Origin of the sequence: Mucilaginibacter kameinonensis, from assembly GCF_003675385.1 — a bacterium.
Lineage (GTDB): Bacteria > Bacteroidota > Bacteroidia > Sphingobacteriales > Sphingobacteriaceae > Mucilaginibacter > Mucilaginibacter kameinonensis.
On sequence record NZ_RCWZ01000004.1, the window covers coordinates 799,151 to 817,470 of the forward strand.

Sequence of the window (18,320 nt, forward strand, 5' to 3'; positions counted from 1 at the left end):
CTTATCTGCCCGTTATGGAACCTACTGCACAAGCCCAAACTATCGATCAGATCATTGAACAACTGGAAGCCATTATTGCCGATGCCATAAAAACCGACAGCCGGGCCGGTTTTTTCGCGGCGCTGTACCATAAGGTTACCTGCAAGGTGAGGGAAGGTATTCAAAACAAGGAGTTTGAAAATCCTGCACGTATGGAGCAGTTGGATGTGATCTTCGCTAACAGGTATATTGCCGCCTATCATTCCTGGCAGCAGAAACAGCCTTGTTCCAATTGCTGGCAGCTGGCGTTCGGCATTTTTAATAAATCATCAAAATTGGTATTGCAGCACCTGCTCATTGGCATGAACGCGCATATCAATCTTGATTTGGGTGTTGCCGTTGTAGAGGTAGCCCGCAAACTTAACCAGCCGCTCACCGAGGTTCATAAAGATTTTAATTCCATCAACACTATACTTTCGGCCCTTACTTACGAGGTGATCAGCGAACTGAATCAGATTTCGCCCCTATTATCGCTGGCTGGTCTGCACGCGCAAAATAACTCTATCCTAATCCAGTTTGCCCTCAGCAATGCTCGCGACGGCGCATGGTGTTTTGCCGAAGACCTGTTTACCCGTACCGGAGATGATTACCCCAAGCAGATAGCCAGCAGGGATAACGACATTAATAAACTGGGGCTGGGTATTGTTAACCCGGTGGGGATGCTGCGCTTTACAGTATGGATCATCCACCTGTTTGAAAAACGCGATCCATCCAAAATAACCGAGATCCTGACCTCATATAAAAAGACTTATTTAAAGGTAAACCAGTACCCTACCGATGGAGCGAAATAAATGATAAGTTAAATCTCAAGAAACTATTATTTTCCAATTGCAATCAACAGAAAAAACAATACCAGCATTCCTAAACCAATAAATCTTACATAATGGTCAAGCCATTGGGGTACATAAAAAAGCCATCGGTAAGCAGGAACTTTTTGCCCGGTACAAACCGCACGCACCACCCTATAAATATATAAAGGGATATTGCACAGGTATACAACAAGTAAACCAATTATTTCGAGCGTTGATCCTATATGCAACACGGCTTAGGATTTTAATTATTTACGATACAATAATAACACAGTCAAACTAAAATATGAGTCCTTGTTGAAAGTAATGGTCAGACTTGTTGTATGTCTTCCAGGATTTTACGGGGCGATTGCGTAATAATTTTATCGCATTTTTCCGGGCTGATATCTTTCTTAGCCGCTTCCTTTACACTTTCCTTTAGTAACTGTTTGTCAACTTCGTTTGTAAGCCATTTAGCACCGGCAACGCCAACCAAAAAGGCCCCGGCAAGCGCCGAAAAAGTCAAACTGATATCCTGACGTGCAGTAGCCGTCGTTTTTGCCAGCTCTATCGAAGCCCCAGATCCGTAAAACGACCATGAACTGAAGGCAGACGTCGCCCCGATCAAAATATTTGACAGAAAGCCCGGGCAAAGGATCCCATTCTTGATTTTAGGCACAATAAACTTGTTATCTGTTAACAGTGCATTAACTACTCCCCCAACCATCCCGGCCAGGGAAATTAAAAGTGCGCAAATCCAGGGGTTCATAACTTATGGGGGTTATTGGTTATTGTTGATAGATCACCATCCTGATAACAAGAAGATATTCGCAATAGATTTGATTTGCCGCTTGGAATACTATTTCATTTTTTGTGCGGCAGATAAAAGGTTGTTTTTATAATCTACTTAAAGTTAACAGATTACAATCCACAAAGCAATAGTTAAAAACACGCTATTTAACAGTGGGCTTTCTTTCGATAAGCGCCGCACCGAACATGATGAAAACACAGCGCTCATCAAAAATCACTATCTTTGCGCCTCAACCGCTGATAATGACAACATAAATCAGTGAGATCATCAAAAGGCAAGCAAAGTGGAACAGCAAACAATAACAACCTGGGAAAAAGGCTATAACAATTACGGGCCATGGCTTAAGGAAAAATACAAAGGCCATCGTGTGTTTAAAGTAATTGTTGATGGTGGTTTTACCTGCCCTAACCGCGATGGTTCAAAAGGCTACGGTGGTTGTACCTATTGTAATGTTGATTCGTTTACGCCTTCGGTTAGTCGTAATGCCCCTACTGTGCGCCAGCAGGTTGAGGAAGGTATGGAGCGTGCCCGTAAAGGCAACAAGGCCGATAAGTTTATTATTTACTTTCAGCCCAATACCAATACCTACGCCCCGGCGCATTACCTTAAAATGCTTTATGACGAAGCCTTAAGCTACGGCACTGAGGATATTGTAGGTCTTTCGGTAGGAACCCGTCCCGACTGTATCGACGCTGAAAAGATTGCCCTGCTGGAAAGCTATACCGACCGTTTTGATGTTGATTTGGAAATGGGGATGGAAAGTATCTATAACGATACCCTGAACCAGATTAACCGCGGCTGCAGCCACGAAGAACTGGTAAAAGCCCTGAGCCTGGTAGAAAATTCAAAACTGGATATTTGTGTGCACACCATTTTCGGTTTCCCCTGGGAAACTAAGGAGATGATGCTGAAATATGCCGATGAGATCAACCGTTTCAGGCAGATCAAATTTGTAAAATTCCACCACCTGCATATTGTCGAGGGCTCGGTAATGGGCGTAAAATATAAACGCGAACCGTTTCACCTGTTTGGCATAGAAGAATACGCCGATTTCCTGTGCGAGCTGCTCCCGCTTGTTCGCCCGGATATCGTAATCCAACGCCTCTTCGGTCTCAGCGACCGCGAACTGCTCATTGCCCCCAACTGGGGATTAAAAAAATCAGAGATCCAGTATTATATCGATCAAAGGATTTTGAGCAAAGGCGTGGTACAGGGAAGCAAATATATTTGAACCATGATTCATAGGATTTAAGGATTGGCAGGATTTTTTTGCCACCCGTGGCCGTGTCCTGACGGCCATTCGTTCATTAACTATCATCCAATACGATCCGTGAGGACACGGATCGGGGGAAGTAAGAAAAATCCATCAATCCGGCAAATCCCCCAAATCCCGGTTCTGATTAACGAATAAGCAAATCCCTTACTGCTACTAAAAACTGCCACTGCTACTTAATTCAACCCTTACTTATTTAACAATTGGTATCCCTTTTGCAAATATTTACGTATAATTAAATTGATCTAAAAGTTAAAATACGTCTGTTTTGTCACAAAGAGCGCAATCCAATTATATTCCTGCATTAACCGGTGTGCGGGCCATGGCGGCTTACCTGGTTTTTATCTCGCATTTTGCGTATGTATTTGATGAAAAATTTCCCCACTCCGTGCAACGTTTCTTTAACGAGTTTCATATTGGGGTTACCATTTTCTTTGTGCTTTCGGGTTTTTTGATCGCTTTCCGGTATTTTGACAGTTTTAAATTAAGCAAGGAGTGGTTTCTGCAATACCTGAAAAACCGGGTGGCGCGGATCTATCCCATGTACGCCCTGCTCACTATTGGTGCATTCATAGCTTATCATTTCACGCAAAACCAAACGGTAACTGATGGGCAAAATCCTGTAGTGATGTTTTTCATGAACATCGTTTTTCTGCGTGGCTTTTTTGATCAGTTTAAGTTTACAGGCATAGCGCAGGGATGGTCGCTTACGGTGGAAGAATGCTTTTACTTTTCGGCCCCATTCATTTTCCTGATAGCTACCAAATACAAAAAGTTTTATATCCAGCCCATAGCGGTTACAGGTTTAGGTGTTTCGCTGGTGCTCATTTTTAGTCATTTTAACTGGTTTGGCTTCTTCGGCAACTTTACGTTTATGATGCTGTATACCTTTTTGGGCCGTTGCTTTGAGTTTTTCGCCGGTATTCAGCTGGCGTTAATTGTTCGTAAGCAAAAACTGGATGGCAGCAGTAAAAAGAAGTTTACTTACCTCGGTTTTTTCCTCATTTTCTTTTGTGTGTGGATTATGTCTACGCTTACCATTCCACAAGGCTATGAAGCGGGTTTGCATAACCTATGGGGCATTGTAACGAATAATTATTTCCTGGCTATATCTATAACGATATTCTTTTACGGTTTACTTACCGAAACTACCCTGCTTAAAAAATTCCTGGCGCATCCTTTTATCGAACTACTGGGCAAAAGCTCGTACATATTTTACCTTATCCACCTGGGGTATATGTACAACTTTATACACCATCTTATGAACAACCTCAACGATTATGTTTTCGAACTTTATGATAAGTGGGGCGTGGACTGGCATTCGCCGTTTGAGTACGATAGTCTAAACCTTTTATACGCGTTCATCGTTTTAAATATCATTTCAATAACGCTGTTTAAATTAATTGAAGAGCCGCTTAACCATTACATCCGCAAGTCCGATTTTTTGGTTAAACATAAGGCCGTACGTGAAAAATCGATAGTTTAACAGTGCTACCTAAAACTATGTCTATCTATCAATGAAGAAACAACTACGCTGCATTTTAAGCATCTTACTGCTAACGGGTATGCTGCTGCCACAAAAGCTGTACGCGGGATGGCCAATTGGCAAATACAGGGACTTAGTTATCCCATCCATGTTCCTCTACCACCAAACCGACCGTTTTGACATCGATGGACGGCGCATTAAAGGCGATCCGGGAGCCAGCTTTACTTCCTACTCGGCCAACCTTTATGTAGGCTACGGCTTATCTCGCCGGCTTGATCTTATAGCCAGTGTACCATTTGTATATTCGCAAAACAGGTTATTTGACGGCAGAACTATCACCAATCGCGGTCTTGGTGATTTGTATATGGGGCTGAGCTACAACCTTGTTAACTTTAATTACGTACGTTTCCTGAGTTTCCAGGTATCGGGTATAGCGCCGCTTTATAACAGAAAAAATCCGCTGTCAGATTTGGGCTACGGCAATTACGGTGCCGAGACCAAGCTGATGTACTGCGGCAACCTGCCTAAAAGCATCGCATCAAAGGGCTATTTTAATACAGAGCTATCGTTCCGCAGATATTTTGACGAGCAGGGGCCAAGCCAGGTAAGCCTGAGCGCTATGGTTGGCTACCCTGTAAGCAGGCATGATCAGTTTGGGTTGGAGCTTTTGTACCTGCGTTCTATCAGCTCAAACAAAACGTTCAATGCCAATATCAACAACGCCCGCGATTATTCCTTTTTTAAGCCGACGCTTAATTACGGTCACCAGTTCAGCCGCCGGTTCTCAACCTTTTTAGGTGGCTATTATACCCCAATTGGCCGTAACACCGGTGTAGGTTACGGAGGTTCATTACAGTTAATATTTAAAATATGATGTTGATGAAAAAGTTTAATATCAGTTTTACCCCCATTATATTTTTTTCAGCAACACTTTTATTGCTATCATCAACCAACGTTTTCGCCCAGGATAAGGATGACAGCGACGGCGAAATGTTTATCGAGGCCAAACCGCGTAACAAGAACGGCATTTTTAAGGGCGATGATGAGATCAGCTACAAGCTTAACATCAAAAGCACTTATAAAGATAAGCAGGAAGGTAAATTCAAATACGTTATCACCACGGATGAAGGCAAGCCTGTATTCAGGGACTCTTCAAATTTTTCTATCGGTGCCGGTTCGTCAAAAAGCCTTAATGTAAAAGTTAATGCTAAAAACGCGGGGTTCTATCATATCGATTTTATGTTTAACCTATCGGCTTATGATGATACCGTGCGCAAGGTGTTTGGATTAAACCCCGAATCCGTTACCTCGCAATTACATAAACCTGCCGATTTTGATAGCTTCTGGCTGCAAACCCGCCAGCAACTGGCCGACGTAAAACCGCAATACAAGGTATTGGAACGCAGGGACCTATCCACCAAATACAAAAAGGTTTACCTGGTTGAGATGAAATCGTACGATAACCTGCTGATCCGCGGCTGGCTGGTGATCCCTACCGATGGCCGCAAGTTTCCGGTACATTATCGTGTACCCGGCTATGTGGTTGAATTAAAGCCCAACATGGACAATGATGATTATATCGCTTTCGATATCAACGTGCGTGGTAATGGCAACAGCAAGGATGTGGTGCACATTAATACAGACAATTACAATGTTACCAATATTGAGGATAAGAACAAGTACATTTATCGCGGCGTTTATATGGATTGCCTGCGCGGGCTCGATTTCCTTTACTCGCACAGTAACCTTGGTATTGATACCTCAAAAATTTATGTAGAGGGCGGTAGCCAGGGCGGTGCGCTGGCAGTGGTAACCGCGGCACTTGACAAAAGGATTAAAGTGTTAACCATGCAGGTGCCGCTATTTGCCGATATCCGGGATAATTACAATATTTCGGCTTCGTACAAAGAACAGGTTGTGCCGTTCAAAATGTTCAGACGGTATAAGGCTTCGCGTGCTGAGTTTACCTGGGATAAGTTTTTTGAGAACTTTGATTATTATGATCCGCAAAACTTTGCGCCAATGGTAAAATGCCCCGTGTTGATGGGCATAGGCTTGCTTGACCAATTTTGTCCGCCGCGTTGCAGCATGTCATTGTATAACCATTTGGGTACAACCAATAAGGAGTGGGTAAGTGTACCAAACTCAACCCACGAGGTTGACCTGAATTATTTTATGTTTCAAAATCTCTGGATCCGGGAAAAGTTCCGGATTCCATAAATTGTACTTTTTTAATGAACTGTTTTAATTTCCTGATCACAATTAAATTTAAGCCGTACTATCTTGTTTTAGCTGTATGTTTTTTGTTGTTCAACGCCACAGAGCCAGTTCTGGCCCAGAACAAAGAAGATGGTGAAGAAGTATCAACCGTACTTAACATCAACGATAAGAACGGCACTTTTAGCTCAACCGCGTCATTCAGTTTCGAGATAAAAAACAACCACGATACCAACCAGGAAGGTACCATCTCATACAATATCACTACCGAAAAAGGGCAGGTTATTAAAACACTGTCAAAACCGGTAAACCTTGCCAAAAAGAGCTCTTCAAAATATGACTTTGATGTTCCGGGTTTAAAGGCGGGCTTTTACAAGCTTAACATGATGATCAACGTAAGCGACTATGACGATACTACCCGTCGCGCTTTCGGGATTAAACCAGACGACATCAGGTCGCAGTATGCTAAACCTGCGGATTTTGACCAGTTTTGGCAAACCGCCAAAGATGAACTGGCTAAGGTGAAGCCCAACTACAAACTCACCGAGCTACCCGACAGGCAAACGGAAAATCGCAAGGTTTATCAAATTGAAATGAAATCGCTTGATGATATTCTCATCCGCGGTTTTATGACGGTGCCTATCACTAAAAATAAGGACAAAAAGTTTTCGGTACTGCTGGGTTTGCCCGGTTACCAGGTTAACCTGCAGCCCATAGTTGGTGACGACCCTGACCTGGTGATCATCACCCTGAATACCCGCGGCCAGGGAACCAGTAAAGACGTGGTGCATACCGAGCGCGATGCCTTTATCTCCTATCATATTGAAGATAAAAACAAATACGTGATGCGCGGCGTGATCATGGACTGCGTTAGAGCTGTTGATTTTATTTTTGCCCAGCCTAACCTGCGTCATGATCAGATCCTTGCGAGTGGTGGCAGTATGGGTGGCTTTCTGTCATTGGCTGTTTCGGGCCTTGATCACCGCATAGCTTTATGTTCGGCACAAAACCCCATCATGAGCGATGTACATAACCTGGTTGGCGCGGTAACATGGCCAATTAATGATATCAGGAAATACTGCAACAGCAAAGCCGGGGTAAGCTTTGACCAGGTGATCAACAACCTTGATTATTACGATACCAAAAACTTTGCAAGCAGGATAAAATGCCCTACGCTTATTGGTTTAGGCTTACTTGACCCCTTCGTACCCCCTGCCAATGGCTATGCCGTTTACAATTCATTGAATGGCGATAAGCACATGATCATATTTAAAAATCTGGGCCACGAAGTAAGCGTTGAGTACAAAGAGTACGAGGGCCGTTGGATGCGTGATACATTTGGTTTATTTTAGCACGTTTAAACCATGGGCCTGAAGTTATCCATTTCAAAATATTTTCTGTTTACAGCAATTACGCTTGCTGCTTTTATACCTGCTAAAAGCTACGGCGGCGGTTTCCCGGTACGTCCGGGCAGGATCACGCTTACGCCATCAGCAACCTACTTTTTTGCCAATAAAGCCTGGGACGAAAACAGCCATAAAGGATCCTTTGCCAATAACGGCAAGTTTACTTCCTGGAGCTATGCCTTGTATTCGGAGGTTGGCTTAAGTCGCCGGTTTACGCTATCGGTACTGGCCCCCTATGTCATGAATACTTTCGCGACAGATCTTGGTACCAGCAAAAGCTCCGGCTTTCAGGACCTTGAAGTAGGCATCAGGTATTACCTGGCCAATATTAATTATAAATATTATTTCAGCTTACAGGGTACAGCCATTGTACCTATGTACACCAATACTGCATTGGGCTATAACCAAAAAGGAGCCGAACTCAGACTGGCCTTTGCAGGCAGCGGGCACCTGTTTAGCAAAAACTCATTCTTTATTCTCGAAAACGGCGTACGCGAATATTTTGGCTACGAAAGTGTTTTCCAGGACAGGTATAATGCCACTTACGGCCTAACGCTCGATAAAAAATTCCACGAGCAAATTTCATTAAGCGTAGGCGGATTTTATGCCACCAGTATCAACAAGGAATTTAACGTAAACCCAAGTGCCAGCAAAAACTTCGCGTTTAACCAGGTTGCGTTAAGCTACGGGCATTCCTTTGCCAAAAGCCTATCGATGTTTTTAACAGGGGGCACGTTTGTTACCGGCCGTAATACCGGCGCAGGCAGCAACTTGTCGGCGTCGCTTATTTACCGGATAGATACTAAATAGCTTTGTAAAAGCTCAAAGCCAATTGCCAAATTATCTAAAACAGCAAAAATTGCGCTACACTAAATCAGCAGCGGATTTTTCCGTTTCAAACAGATTTAATACTTCATCCCAATTGTGAACGCGTACGTGCTGGTGTTCATGCTTGTTGTGATGCGCATTGAACATGATGGCTTTACCGCTGCAATAATCAAGGTTTTTGCAATGATCATCTATCAGGTAATCGGTATTGATGATGCTTTTATCGCCACACAGCACAATATTACGCCAGCTGATAAAAGGAAAATACTCCTGTAGCCATTCCAGCTTCTCGAATAATGATAATGGAAACTCGGTAGCAGCCGATACAATGTACACCTCATAATCTTCCGTCAGCTTTTTAACAGCCTCAACAGCGCCGTGCATAACAGGCAACGTGCGGAAAAAACCCGGCAGGTTCAGGGAAGCTTTGGTAGCGGCATCCAACGGAAAAGCCTCCGCATGCGATAAGCCCTCAATAGCTTCAAGGGTTGTTGTAATGCCATACAACTGCTCATAATATTTGATCAGCTGCGGCTCGACATCGGCCATAACGCCGTCCATGTCGATTGCGATAGTTTTTCTTTCATGCAATTTCATGCAGCAAAACAAAACATTTTTGCAATATTTTGCAAATTATTTATAACTTTGCATTATATTGCAAACATGGTAAGAGAAGAAAGACTCCAGATCATATTAGATCACGTATCAAAGGATAACAAGGTTATGCTTACCGAATTGAGCGAGAAGCTCAATGTTTCGGAAGATACCGTACGCCGCGACATCAAAGTACTGGCCGATCAAAAGCTATTAACTGCGGTAAGGGGCGGCGCTGTTGCCCACTCCCCTATCCCGCACCATTACCGGGCAAGGGAAAAACACGATGTAGCATCAAAAAAGGTGATCGCATCTAAAGTATTAAGCTTTTTAAAAGACGGACAAGTGGTAATTTTTGACGGCGGTACATCAACACTGGCCGTTGCCGAAAGCCTGCCCGACGATTTAAGGATCACCGTTGTTACCAACAGTTTCCCCGTGGCAAACGCGCTGGAAGATCATCCAACGGTTGAAGTGATATTTGCAGGCGGTCGGCTGTACAAATCATCCTTCACCACTATTGGTCATGAAACCATCAACGCTTTCAGGAACATCCGGGCCGATCTGTGCATTTTTGGGATCTGCAGTGTGCACCCTACCATAGGCATCACCACCCGCGATTACGAAGAGGCAGAGATCAAGAAAACGATGATCGAAATATCAAAGGAAACCATCGCGCTCTCCACCTTAGAAAAAATAAACAAAGCTGATTCTTACTACATAGGCCCGGTTACAGAACTGGCCACTATCATTACCGATGTATCTCCCGACGACGAACAACTATCGGTATACAGGGAAGCAGGCATCAACATCTTTTAACATCCAACAACGTGAAAAAAAGTTTACTACCGCTTACCTTAGGCGGCCTCGGCATAGGCACTACCGAATTTGTAATGATGGGCATGCTGCCCGATATTGCCAATGATTTTCATACCAGTATCCCTGTTGCAGGGCACCTTATTTCGGCTTATGCTTTAGGCGTGGTTATTGGCGCGCCACTGTTGGTAGCATTTACCAGCAGCTATCCCCCTAAAAAAATCCTGACCGTATTGATGATCATTTTTACAGTCTTCAATGCCTGTTCGGCCTTTGCGCCAAATCATTATGTGTTGTTGTTTTCGAGGTTGTTAGCAGGCTTACCGCACGGCGCGTTTTTTGGTGTAGGCTCGGTAGTAGCTACCCGCCTTGCCGAAAAAGGTAAACAGGCGCAAGCCATTTCCATCATGTTTGCCGGTCTTACTATTGCCAACCTGCTTACCGTTCCTTTGGGTACTTATATAGGTCACCATTATTCATGGCGCTATACCTTTGGGATGATCGCTGTAATTGGCTTGCTCACTTTAATATTTATCCAATTATGGCTGCCGCAGTTAGCACCCAACAATAGCGGCAACATCCGCTCTGAGCTTACATTTTTCAGAAAAAAGCAGGCCTGGCTTATCATTGGCCTTACGGCTATTGGTACCGGCGGTCTTTTTGCATGGATCAGTTACATAGCCCCACTCATGACCGAAGTATCTAAGTTTGCGGCCAGCAGTGTTCCTTATGTATTGGTTTTAGCTGGTCTGGGCATGGTAGTAGGCAATGTTATTGGCGGTAAACTGGCGGATAAAGTTTCGCCAGTAAAAGCTTGTTTAATATTGATGATCACCATGGCCATATCATTAATCGTGATCTTCTTTGTTTCGCAAAATCAGATCCTGTCGCTGGTAATGACATTCATAACCGGTGGCCTTTCAATGGCCATAGGTTCGCCTATACAAACATTGATGATCAATACAGCCAAAGGTGCCGAAATGCTTGGCGCGGCTGCTACGCAAGCAGCCTTTAATATCGGTAACGCCTTAGGCGCTTTCCTGGGTGGCTTACCTATTGCCTGGGGATTAGGCTTTACCTCGCCGGAGATAGTAGGCGTAATTATGGCCTCAACCGGTGCTTTGTTTGCGTTGACACTAAGCAGGCAAAAGGTTAAGATTGTTGAGGAAGAAGTGGTGTTGGCGGGGAGTAAAATCTAAAAAGCTACCACGAACATATAATATGTCATTGCGAGCGAAGCGTGGCAACCGCACGGGAGCATATCCGCTCTGTACAGCGTGCGATTGCTTCGTCGTTCCTCCTCGCAATGACATGGAGCAGATTTATGGCAGGTATTTTCCAAACAGATCCTCAATCACCTTGGTACGATAATCAAATATCTGCTCAACTTTGCTTTTAACAAAAACGGCATTGGCAAACCTGCCAATTGCACCATAAGGGATAGCGTAGTGCAAAAGATCGGTCATGTGTACACCTCCGTCTATCTCCTTAAAATGGTGCTGGTGATGCCATAGGGCGTAAGGGCCAAAACGCTGCTCATCAACAAAATACTTTTTATCATCAACATGGGTGATCTCGGTCATCCAGTTCATTTTGATACCCAGCAATGGCGATATTTTGTAGGTGATGATCATGCCCGCATACATTTTGGTATCGGCGGTATAATCAGATGTAACTACAAAACTCATATCCTTCGGCGTGATCTTGGCCAGGTTTAAAGGGGACGAAAAAAAATCCCAGGCATCGTTAAGGGTGATGGGGAGGCTTTGTTCTCTTTTTAAAACGTATGTTTTCACTATGGGGTAACAAGGATGAAGGGGGAATGTTATAAAAACACAAAAGAAACTGGAGCCGCCGCTCGCATCCTTGCGAGTAGCAACTATCAAGCGGCCTCCCGGCCGCCGGGCCACGGAGGCCAGAGGCCTGGAAATAGTTGCCGCTCGGCTGGAGCCGAGCGGCGGCAAAATTCACTAATTTATCTATCTCTCTTCCTTCCCTATCGGCAAATCCCTTCTTGACCATTCGCTCCATGAACCCACATAAAGCTTGGCACCAGCGATACCGGCATAATCCAAACCCAGCAAAGTATGGCAAGCTGTAACACCCGATCCGCAGTGAACAATCACCTCATTATGCGCCACATCGCCAATAGCGGCATCGTAGGCTTTGCGCAATTCATCGGCAGGTAAATATCTGCCATCGGCACCAAGGTTATTGGTATAAGGCAAGTTAAGCGCACCAGGTATGTGCCCGGCAATCAGATCCAAAGGCTCTGTCTGCCCTAAATATCTTGGTGTTTCGCGAACATCTATCACTACACGCGAAGGGTCTTTGGCCGCTTCGCCTGCTTCATCAATCAAAACCGTATTGGCATACTCATGCGTTACCGGGTACGGGTCAACCGGGGTTGGCGTGTAAGCCTCGGTGATTAGCTCAACACCGGCATTTTTAGCCGCCTGCAAACCGCCATTCAGTACCTGCACATTTTCATGGTCAATAGCCCGCAGCATCCACCATAAACGCGAGGCCGCAAACGCGCCCGACTTATCGTCATAAACCACCACATGGCTTTGAGGCGTAACACCCCAGTTGCCTAACTGTACAGCAAATTCCTGTATGTTGGGCAGCGGATGCCTGCCGCCAAAAGCGGGATCTTCGGGTTTAGTGGTAAGGTGCTGGTCGAGGTCGGCGAATATCGCGCCTTTCAGGTGACCGGCCAGGTAACGCTGATAGGAGTCTTGCCCTGCGCGGGCATCAATGAGAATAGTATCCTTGCCGGCCAAAGCCGGATCGTTGATTTCAATTAATGACGACATAGGTATATCTGATATGTTTAAATATCAAATATAGATACACCGCTTTTAGTTTGGCAAATTTACTGCACTATTTTGTTGGCGCAGTATGAACTTGCAAAAGCCTCGGGTTTAGCCTTAAACACAAAACCCATGCTCAGGATGTAACCCATGGCCTCATGCAGGGCCGCGTTACTTTTAAACATCGGGTTGGTGTTAATGTCGGCATGTACCTCAAGGTCTACATCGTACAGGTCAAGCAAATCGCAAAGCTTGTAAGCAATGTCAATTGATTTTTGCACTTCGCTCAGCATCCTTTCTTTGATGCTCATTTTTTGCGATGTGCGTTCCTGATGGATAAACATAAAGGCACCACGTTTTTCGCGCAGAAACACGATCACCGTTGCGAAATCTGTAATAGATCCCTTAACTTGAGAATCGGTGCCGATACATACTTTGAGTTTGTTACCAAGGAGGGCTTCGCGTTCAATTGCCTTTTCAACCTCTTCCATAATGGGCGATTGGATTACTTCGCCGCTGAATTTTCTCCAGGTCATAAAAATTATTTTAGGTAAATTTTAGGCGACCTTTTTTATGGGTCTATAAAAATAAGCGATTAGCTTTCATATTAACGTAAATAACATGTGATTTATTTGTTAACATTTATCTGATTGTTAACACGTTGGAGGATTTTAGGTAAAAGGTAAAAGGTGAATAGTACCCAACGCATGTGGGCTCCGACCGGGTGTTAGCAGAAAGGTTGTCTGAATCCGAATTTATCTAATTAAAGAATTTTTCGAATCTTCTCAATTCTGACCATTCCACAAATTCTAAAAATCCGAGTTCAGATAACTGTAGCGAGGACGCGAGCGGCGGCGGGAAGTCACTGTTTGAAGTCATTAACAGAATCGCCTACAGCTTTCCCTTAGCCTGTAGTTCAAGCGGGACAACATCAATCAGCTCAAGTGATTTTACCATATCCTTAGTTCCAATTTTATATTTTTTAAAATGTGACGTTTGTAAATGGGCTTTGTATGCAACCGTATCGGCATATATTTCAAAAACAGTGATATGAGCGGGGTTGTTCTTATCGGCCACGGCATGCAGGGTCAAAACGCCGGGTTCAACACGTACTGCCGTCTCAATTTGTTCTTTCAGGAAAACTTTATAATTATCGAGCTGGGCAGGGTCTATTTGTAATTTGGCAATGTGCACAACCTTGTCACCTTGCTGGGCCGAAGCATTTTGATTAGTAAATACCATAATTAAAAATACCAATGTGATTGGCAACAATGCCTTGATGTTTATTTGTTTCATTTTGAGTTGGTTTGAATAAATGGATAGCAAGGATGTATATTCAAATATGCCGATATTTTTCAGGCCGGGTATTATACCAATTACTGTTTTATTTACCATTATCACTGTTTAGCCCGGTAAACAAAATCATAAGCTGTAATTTTGATCTGTTTAACAACAACTATAAAACAACACTATGGAAATTAAACGAAACGGCTCACAGGCATCTGGCAAAGGTCCGGCCGAATATTTTACCGGTTCTGTACGTATCGATCCGCTGATGAGCCCACCAGAACCTTCACGTGTGGCTATGGCCTTGGTTACCTTTGAACCGGGTGCCCGTACGACCTGGCATACCCATCCATTTGGGCAAACATTAATTGTTACTGCCGGTGCAGGATGGGTACAGCGCGAAGGCGATGCCAAACAAAATATTTACCAGGGAGATGTAGTTTATTTCCTGCCGAACGAAAAACATTGGCACGGCGCCACCGATACCACTGCCATGAGCCACATAGCTATACAGGAAAAATTAAACGGTTCGCCGGTTGATTGGATGGAGCAAGTGAGCGAGGATGATTATAAGGGGCAAGGTTAACAAGTAATTAATATTAAACCCTTTAACCAACATGTCATTGCGAGGCACGAAGCAATCGCACGGAGGCACGACCGCTTTGCATAGCATGCGATTGCCACGCTATCGCTCGCAATGACATGGTTTTTAGTTTAAATCAAGCTAACGCAGCTTTAATCCTATTCTCGGCCTCAAGCACTAATTCCGCTACCGGAGTTTTACCGGGTTCGATAGGCTCTAACACTGTCCACGTTACTGCGGTAAAAGTATTAAGAGGAAAGTAGCCGTATTTCATAACCTTCCAAGCATTATTTATTGCAATTGGAACAAGCAAGGCGTCGGGACATTTTTTTAGGATAGCGGCAATACCTGCCGAGTGAAATGGTTTAACCGTACCGTCCTTTGAACGGGTGCCTTCAGGAAATATCACCGCCGACCAATTATTTTCCTTCATCCTTACGCCCAACATCATTAATTCGGTCATGGCTTGCCGCTGATCTTTCCTATCGATATTAGCACCGCCACCATGTTTCAGGTTATAGCTGATAGAAGGGATATTTTTGGTAAGCTCAATCTTAGAAACAAATTTGGCGTGATATTTACGCAGATAATAGATAAGCGGGGGGATATCAAGCAAACTCTGGTGATTGGCCAGAAATATAATAGGGCGGCCTACCGGTAAATTTTGCTCATTAATAAAAGTTACAGTATCGCCGAGTAAATAAAAGGTTCTTAACAGGAACAGGTTTAGTATATCAACAACCTTTTTATGCGCAGTGTAGCCAAACACACGAAAACTAATCCACTGCAAAGGATGAAATATAACTAAACACAAGGAAAATGCAATGGCGGTTAGCGGTGTTAAAATGTAGCCTAATAACTTTTTCATCAGTGGGCAAAGTTATATTTTTTTAAACAAAGCGGTAATTTACAAACGGTTTTCTGTGAGGAGCAGCTGTACTTTGAGCACCGCTGCAACCGTCATGGCATCGGTAATTTCGCCATCACAAACCATGCGGTACATATCGGCAAAGGGTACTTTTTTTATGATAAGCTGCTCGGTTTCCTCGGGTTCGGCCTCAAATTGTTCAAGACCACGTGCCAGGTATAATATACTCAACTCGTCACTTACCGAATTGCTGAGGTGCAGGCGTTGAATCTCTGTCCATTGGGACGCTTTTAAACCTGTTTCTTCCAGCAATTCTCGTTTGGCCGATTCAAGTGGATCAGTACCTTCCGGACCACCACCTTCCGGCATTTCCCAGCTATACTGGTTTAATGGAAAACGGTACTGCCCCACAAGGTAAGTGTTCAGCTCTTCATCTAAAGGTAAAACGCCTATAGCTAAATTTTTATAATGAACCTTGCCATAAATACCGGGATTACCGGCGGGATTAATAACCTGGTATTCGGTAACATTGATCCAGGGATTATCATAAATATTTTGTTCGGAGGTTATTTTCCAGGGATTATCTTCAGGGTGATGCATGGCCTAAAAATAATGGATTAGGCTTTGATTGCAGGAATAAAGTTGAATTAAATAAGTATGGTGGTTGTGAGGATAAATACCATACTTCTATACGAACGTCATTGCGAGGCACGAAGCAATCCCAAACTATACAGAGCCGCTCTGCTAATCGGGGATTGCTTCGTTCCTCGCAATGACATATCTGAGATGTTACGCCGCCGCTATCGCTCTCTTCAGCGTAAAATAAAACGTACTGCCCGATCCTATTTCGCTATCTACACTGATCTTGCCAGCCTGGGCCTCAATAAAATCTTTGGCAATGGCAAGGCCTAAACCTGTTCCGCCCTGCTCAGATGTGGTGTTAGGCACTTTAAAATAGCGCTCGAACAACCGGGGCAGATATTGATCTTCAATACCCTTTCCGTGGTCTGTTACCGAAAACTCTATTTCATCGTTTTTATGCTTTTTAACCACCAGTTCCACAGTCGATTTTTCGTGGCTGTATTTGATAGCGTTCGAGAGTAGGTTAATGAGCACCCAGGTAGTTTTATCCAGATCGGCATGCACTTTGGGCAAACTTTCATCACATTTCACTTTAATCTCTACTTGCTTTTGATCTGCAATAAACTTAATGGCTTTCACCGCGTAATCCACAATATTTTGCGGGTGCGTACTGCCGAAGTTGAGTTGCAGCTTACCGGTTTCAACCTGGGCCATATCCAACAGTTCACCCGTAATGAGCAGCAAGCGGCGGGTATCATCATCAATATTACTGATCAACTGGCGTTGTTCGGGGTTCACATCGCCAATGCGTTCGTCTTCCAATAACTTCAGGCTCATTTTTATCGATGATATCGGCGTTTTTAATTCATGCGATATGGTTGCGATAAAATTGGTTTTAGCCTCATCCAATTGCTGATATTCGGTAATATTTTTCAGGATGATCACCTTCCCTATTACTTTATCCTTGCTGCTTACCGATAATGACTCGCGCGAGTAGAAACCCTCATGATTATCGGCAAAGATGCGCAGCTTGGCCTGGTCGTTTACCAATAGTTTCCGCATCAGGTCGTTCTCTAAAGCAATATCGGGAGCATATTCGCCATTAAGCTGGCTGGCCTTCATACCTATCAGGTTACAGGCCACCTGGTTGGCAAATATGATCACTTGTTTTTCATCCAAACCGATGATGGCGTCCTGCATAGAGTTAATAATGGTTTCAATCCTCCTTTTCTCAAACAGGATACTGGCCAGGTTGCTGTTCTCAAATTCGTCAAGCTTACGGGTCATGTTATTAAAAGCCTCTCCCAGCTCTCCAAATTCGTCGTTAGATTCAAAATGGATCTGCTGATGATAATTTTTATTTGATACTTCTTTGATCCTTACTGTAAGCTCCTTGATAGGGTTAGCAATGTAACCCGGAAAATTAACCGCGAAGCTAAAGGCTACCAAAAATAAGAAAGCACCCAAAAAAGCAACCAGTAACGAACCACGTTTGGAAGTAGCATTAGCAATATCGTTTTTGCGTGATATGGCATCCATGTTAACGCGCATAACGCTGTAAAGGTGCTGGCGAAACCTTAAGCTTAACTGGCTTTCCTGAAACTCGTTGTTGCCGGCTTCCTTCAGCTTTTCAAAAGTGAGCCTTGCCGAATCGGTAAATTGCCGCTCGCCAACCTCAGTTACGTTGCGGTCTTGCAGGGCCATATTTTTATCAATGATTTTGATTTGCTCGGGCGTAAGTTTTCCAGGGTGCGAATCAATCGTCGACAGTACATTTTGAACGTACTGCACACTTTTGTAGTTATCTTTCAGTATGGCGCCCGCGTCTGAAGAGAGCTGATTAAGAAAGTATATCGACATTCCGCAGCAAATTAATGCCAGTGTAAACAGGAAGCCTATCCCTGCCCGGAGTTTATTTTTAATTGTCAT

19 protein-coding genes are annotated in these 18,320 nt (G+C 44.0%); 10 read left to right on the forward strand and 9 right to left on the reverse strand.

Going from position 1 to position 18,320, the window contains the following annotated elements; all coding sequences use genetic code 11:
* Positions 1–14: 14 nt before the first annotated feature.
* Positions 15–830 carry a DUF5995 family protein gene (locus EAH55_RS21600; RefSeq protein WP_121811484.1) on the forward strand — a complete coding sequence of 272 codons (816 nt, stop codon included), beginning with the start codon at positions 15–17 and terminating at the stop codon, positions 828–830.
* A gap of 328 nt (positions 831–1,158) precedes the next feature.
* On the opposite strand, the gene EAH55_RS21610 is transcribed toward EAH55_RS21600, so the two are convergent.
* Positions 1,159–1,596, reverse strand: coding sequence for a hypothetical protein (locus EAH55_RS21610; protein WP_162996998.1), 438 nt, complete (start codon positions 1,594–1,596; stop codon positions 1,159–1,161).
* 325 nt (positions 1,597–1,921) lie between these two features.
* Here EAH55_RS21610 and EAH55_RS21615 point away from each other — a divergent pair, with 325 nt between their 5' ends.
* From EAH55_RS21615 to EAH55_RS21640, 6 genes are all read left to right on the forward strand, one after another.
* Positions 1,922–2,869, forward strand: a complete 948-nt coding sequence (locus EAH55_RS21615) for a TIGR01212 family radical SAM protein (RefSeq protein ID WP_244228292.1) — start codon at positions 1,922–1,924, stop codon at positions 2,867–2,869.
* Between the two features lie 310 nt (positions 2,870–3,179).
* Entirely contained in the window at positions 3,180–4,397 is a 1,218-nt protein-coding gene (locus tag EAH55_RS21620) for an acyltransferase family protein (protein WP_162996999.1), read from the forward strand.
* 31 nt (positions 4,398–4,428) lie between these two features.
* Positions 4,429–5,271 carry a hypothetical protein gene (locus EAH55_RS21625; protein ID WP_162997000.1) on the forward strand — a complete coding sequence of 281 codons (843 nt, stop codon included), beginning with the start codon at positions 4,429–4,431 and terminating at the stop codon, positions 5,269–5,271.
* Between the two features lie 5 nt (positions 5,272–5,276).
* Positions 5,277–6,617: an acetylxylan esterase gene (locus EAH55_RS21630; protein WP_162997001.1), complete on the forward strand. Its 1,341-nt coding sequence runs from the start codon at positions 5,277–5,279 to the stop codon at positions 6,615–6,617.
* A gap of 14 nt (positions 6,618–6,631) precedes the next feature.
* Positions 6,632–7,966: an acetylxylan esterase gene (locus tag EAH55_RS21635; RefSeq protein WP_121811490.1), complete on the forward strand. Its 1,335-nt coding sequence runs from the start codon at positions 6,632–6,634 to the stop codon at positions 7,964–7,966.
* 12 nt (positions 7,967–7,978) lie between these two features.
* On the forward strand, positions 7,979–8,830 hold the full coding sequence (locus tag EAH55_RS21640) for a hypothetical protein (RefSeq protein WP_121811491.1): 852 nt from the start codon (positions 7,979–7,981) through the stop codon (positions 8,828–8,830).
* Between the two features lie 54 nt (positions 8,831–8,884).
* Here the strand turns inward: EAH55_RS21640 and EAH55_RS21645 are convergent, their stop codons facing one another.
* Positions 8,885–9,445 carry a 5' nucleotidase, NT5C type gene (locus EAH55_RS21645; RefSeq protein ID WP_121811492.1) on the reverse strand — a complete coding sequence of 187 codons (561 nt, stop codon included), beginning with the start codon at positions 9,443–9,445 and terminating at the stop codon, positions 8,885–8,887.
* 66 nt (positions 9,446–9,511) lie between these two features.
* On the opposite strand from EAH55_RS21645, the gene EAH55_RS21650 reads away from it, so the two are divergent.
* Together EAH55_RS21650 and EAH55_RS21655 are read left to right on the forward strand one after the other, a co-directional pair.
* The gene (locus EAH55_RS21650; protein WP_121811493.1) at positions 9,512–10,261 is read left to right on the forward strand and encodes a DeoR/GlpR family DNA-binding transcription regulator; all 750 of its coding nucleotides are present in this window, start codon (positions 9,512–9,514) and stop codon (positions 10,259–10,261) included.
* A gap of 11 nt (positions 10,262–10,272) precedes the next feature.
* Positions 10,273–11,457, forward strand: a complete 1,185-nt coding sequence (locus EAH55_RS21655) for an MFS transporter (protein ID WP_121811494.1) — start codon at positions 10,273–10,275, stop codon at positions 11,455–11,457.
* Positions 11,458–11,580: 123 nt separating this feature from the next.
* Here EAH55_RS21655 and EAH55_RS21660 read toward each other — a convergent pair whose 3' ends face one another.
* From EAH55_RS21660 to EAH55_RS21675, 4 genes are all read right to left on the reverse strand, one after another.
* On the reverse strand, positions 11,581–12,054 hold the full coding sequence (locus EAH55_RS21660; RefSeq protein WP_121811495.1) for an SRPBCC family protein: 474 nt from the start codon (positions 12,052–12,054) through the stop codon (positions 11,581–11,583).
* 183 nt (positions 12,055–12,237) lie between these two features.
* Entirely contained in the window at positions 12,238–13,074 is an 837-nt protein-coding gene (locus EAH55_RS21665; protein WP_121811496.1) for a sulfurtransferase, read from the reverse strand.
* Between the two features lie 59 nt (positions 13,075–13,133).
* Positions 13,134–13,607, reverse strand: a complete 474-nt coding sequence (locus tag EAH55_RS21670; protein ID WP_112575879.1) for a ribonuclease H-like YkuK family protein — start codon at positions 13,605–13,607, stop codon at positions 13,134–13,136.
* Between the two features lie 355 nt (positions 13,608–13,962).
* Positions 13,963–14,367 (reverse strand): putative quinol monooxygenase, encoded by a 405-nt coding sequence (locus tag EAH55_RS21675; RefSeq protein ID WP_121811746.1) that lies wholly within the window; start codon positions 14,365–14,367, stop codon positions 13,963–13,965.
* Between the two features lie 175 nt (positions 14,368–14,542).
* Here EAH55_RS21675 and EAH55_RS21680 point away from each other — a divergent pair, with 175 nt between their 5' ends.
* The gene (locus tag EAH55_RS21680; RefSeq protein ID WP_121811497.1) at positions 14,543–14,944 is read left to right on the forward strand and encodes a (R)-mandelonitrile lyase; all 402 of its coding nucleotides are present in this window, start codon (positions 14,543–14,545) and stop codon (positions 14,942–14,944) included.
* A 133-nt stretch (positions 14,945–15,077) separates the two neighbouring features.
* Here the strand turns inward: EAH55_RS21680 and EAH55_RS21685 are convergent, their stop codons facing one another.
* The 3 genes from EAH55_RS21685 to EAH55_RS21695 form a co-directional block, all read right to left on the reverse strand.
* On the reverse strand, positions 15,078–15,809 hold the full coding sequence (locus tag EAH55_RS21685) for a lysophospholipid acyltransferase family protein (RefSeq protein ID WP_121811498.1): 732 nt from the start codon (positions 15,807–15,809) through the stop codon (positions 15,078–15,080).
* Positions 15,810–15,848: 39 nt separating this feature from the next.
* Entirely contained in the window at positions 15,849–16,409 is a 561-nt protein-coding gene (locus tag EAH55_RS21690) for an NUDIX domain-containing protein (protein ID WP_112575876.1), read from the reverse strand.
* Between the two features lie 189 nt (positions 16,410–16,598).
* Positions 16,599–18,320 (reverse strand): HAMP domain-containing sensor histidine kinase, encoded by a 1,722-nt coding sequence (locus tag EAH55_RS21695; RefSeq protein ID WP_121811499.1) that lies wholly within the window; start codon positions 18,318–18,320, stop codon positions 16,599–16,601.

Coding starts and splice junctions, on each gene's coding strand:
- EAH55_RS21600 (WP_121811484.1), top strand. CDS start 15: ATGGAACCTACTGCACAAGCCCAAACTATCGATCAGATCATTGAACAA.
- EAH55_RS21610 (WP_162996998.1), bottom strand. CDS start 1,596: ATGAACCCCTGGATTTGCGCACTTTTAATTTCCCTGGCCGGGATGGTT.
- EAH55_RS21625 (WP_162997000.1), top strand. CDS start 4,429: ATGAAGAAACAACTACGCTGCATTTTAAGCATCTTACTGCTAACGGGT.
- EAH55_RS21630 (WP_162997001.1), top strand. CDS start 5,277: ATGAAAAAGTTTAATATCAGTTTTACCCCCATTATATTTTTTTCAGCA.
- EAH55_RS21635 (WP_121811490.1), top strand. CDS start 6,632: ATGAACTGTTTTAATTTCCTGATCACAATTAAATTTAAGCCGTACTAT.
- EAH55_RS21640 (WP_121811491.1), top strand. CDS start 7,979: ATGGGCCTGAAGTTATCCATTTCAAAATATTTTCTGTTTACAGCAATT.
- EAH55_RS21645 (WP_121811492.1), bottom strand. CDS start 9,445: ATGAAATTGCATGAAAGAAAAACTATCGCAATCGACATGGACGGCGTT.
- EAH55_RS21650 (WP_121811493.1), top strand. CDS start 9,512: ATGGTAAGAGAAGAAAGACTCCAGATCATATTAGATCACGTATCAAAG.
- EAH55_RS21665 (WP_121811496.1), bottom strand. CDS start 13,074: ATGTCGTCATTAATTGAAATCAACGATCCGGCTTTGGCCGGCAAGGAT.
- EAH55_RS21670 (WP_112575879.1), bottom strand. CDS start 13,607: ATGACCTGGAGAAAATTCAGCGGCGAAGTAATCCAATCGCCCATTATG.
- EAH55_RS21675 (WP_121811746.1), bottom strand. CDS start 14,367: ATGAAACAAATAAACATCAAGGCATTGTTGCCAATCACATTGGTATTT.
- EAH55_RS21680 (WP_121811497.1), top strand. CDS start 14,543: ATGGAAATTAAACGAAACGGCTCACAGGCATCTGGCAAAGGTCCGGCC.
- EAH55_RS21685 (WP_121811498.1), bottom strand. CDS start 15,809: ATGAAAAAGTTATTAGGCTACATTTTAACACCGCTAACCGCCATTGCA.
- EAH55_RS21690 (WP_112575876.1), bottom strand. CDS start 16,409: ATGCATCACCCTGAAGATAATCCCTGGAAAATAACCTCCGAACAAAAT.
- EAH55_RS21695 (WP_121811499.1), bottom strand. CDS start 18,320: ATGACAATTAAAAATAAACTCCGGGCAGGGATAGGCTTCCTGTTTACA.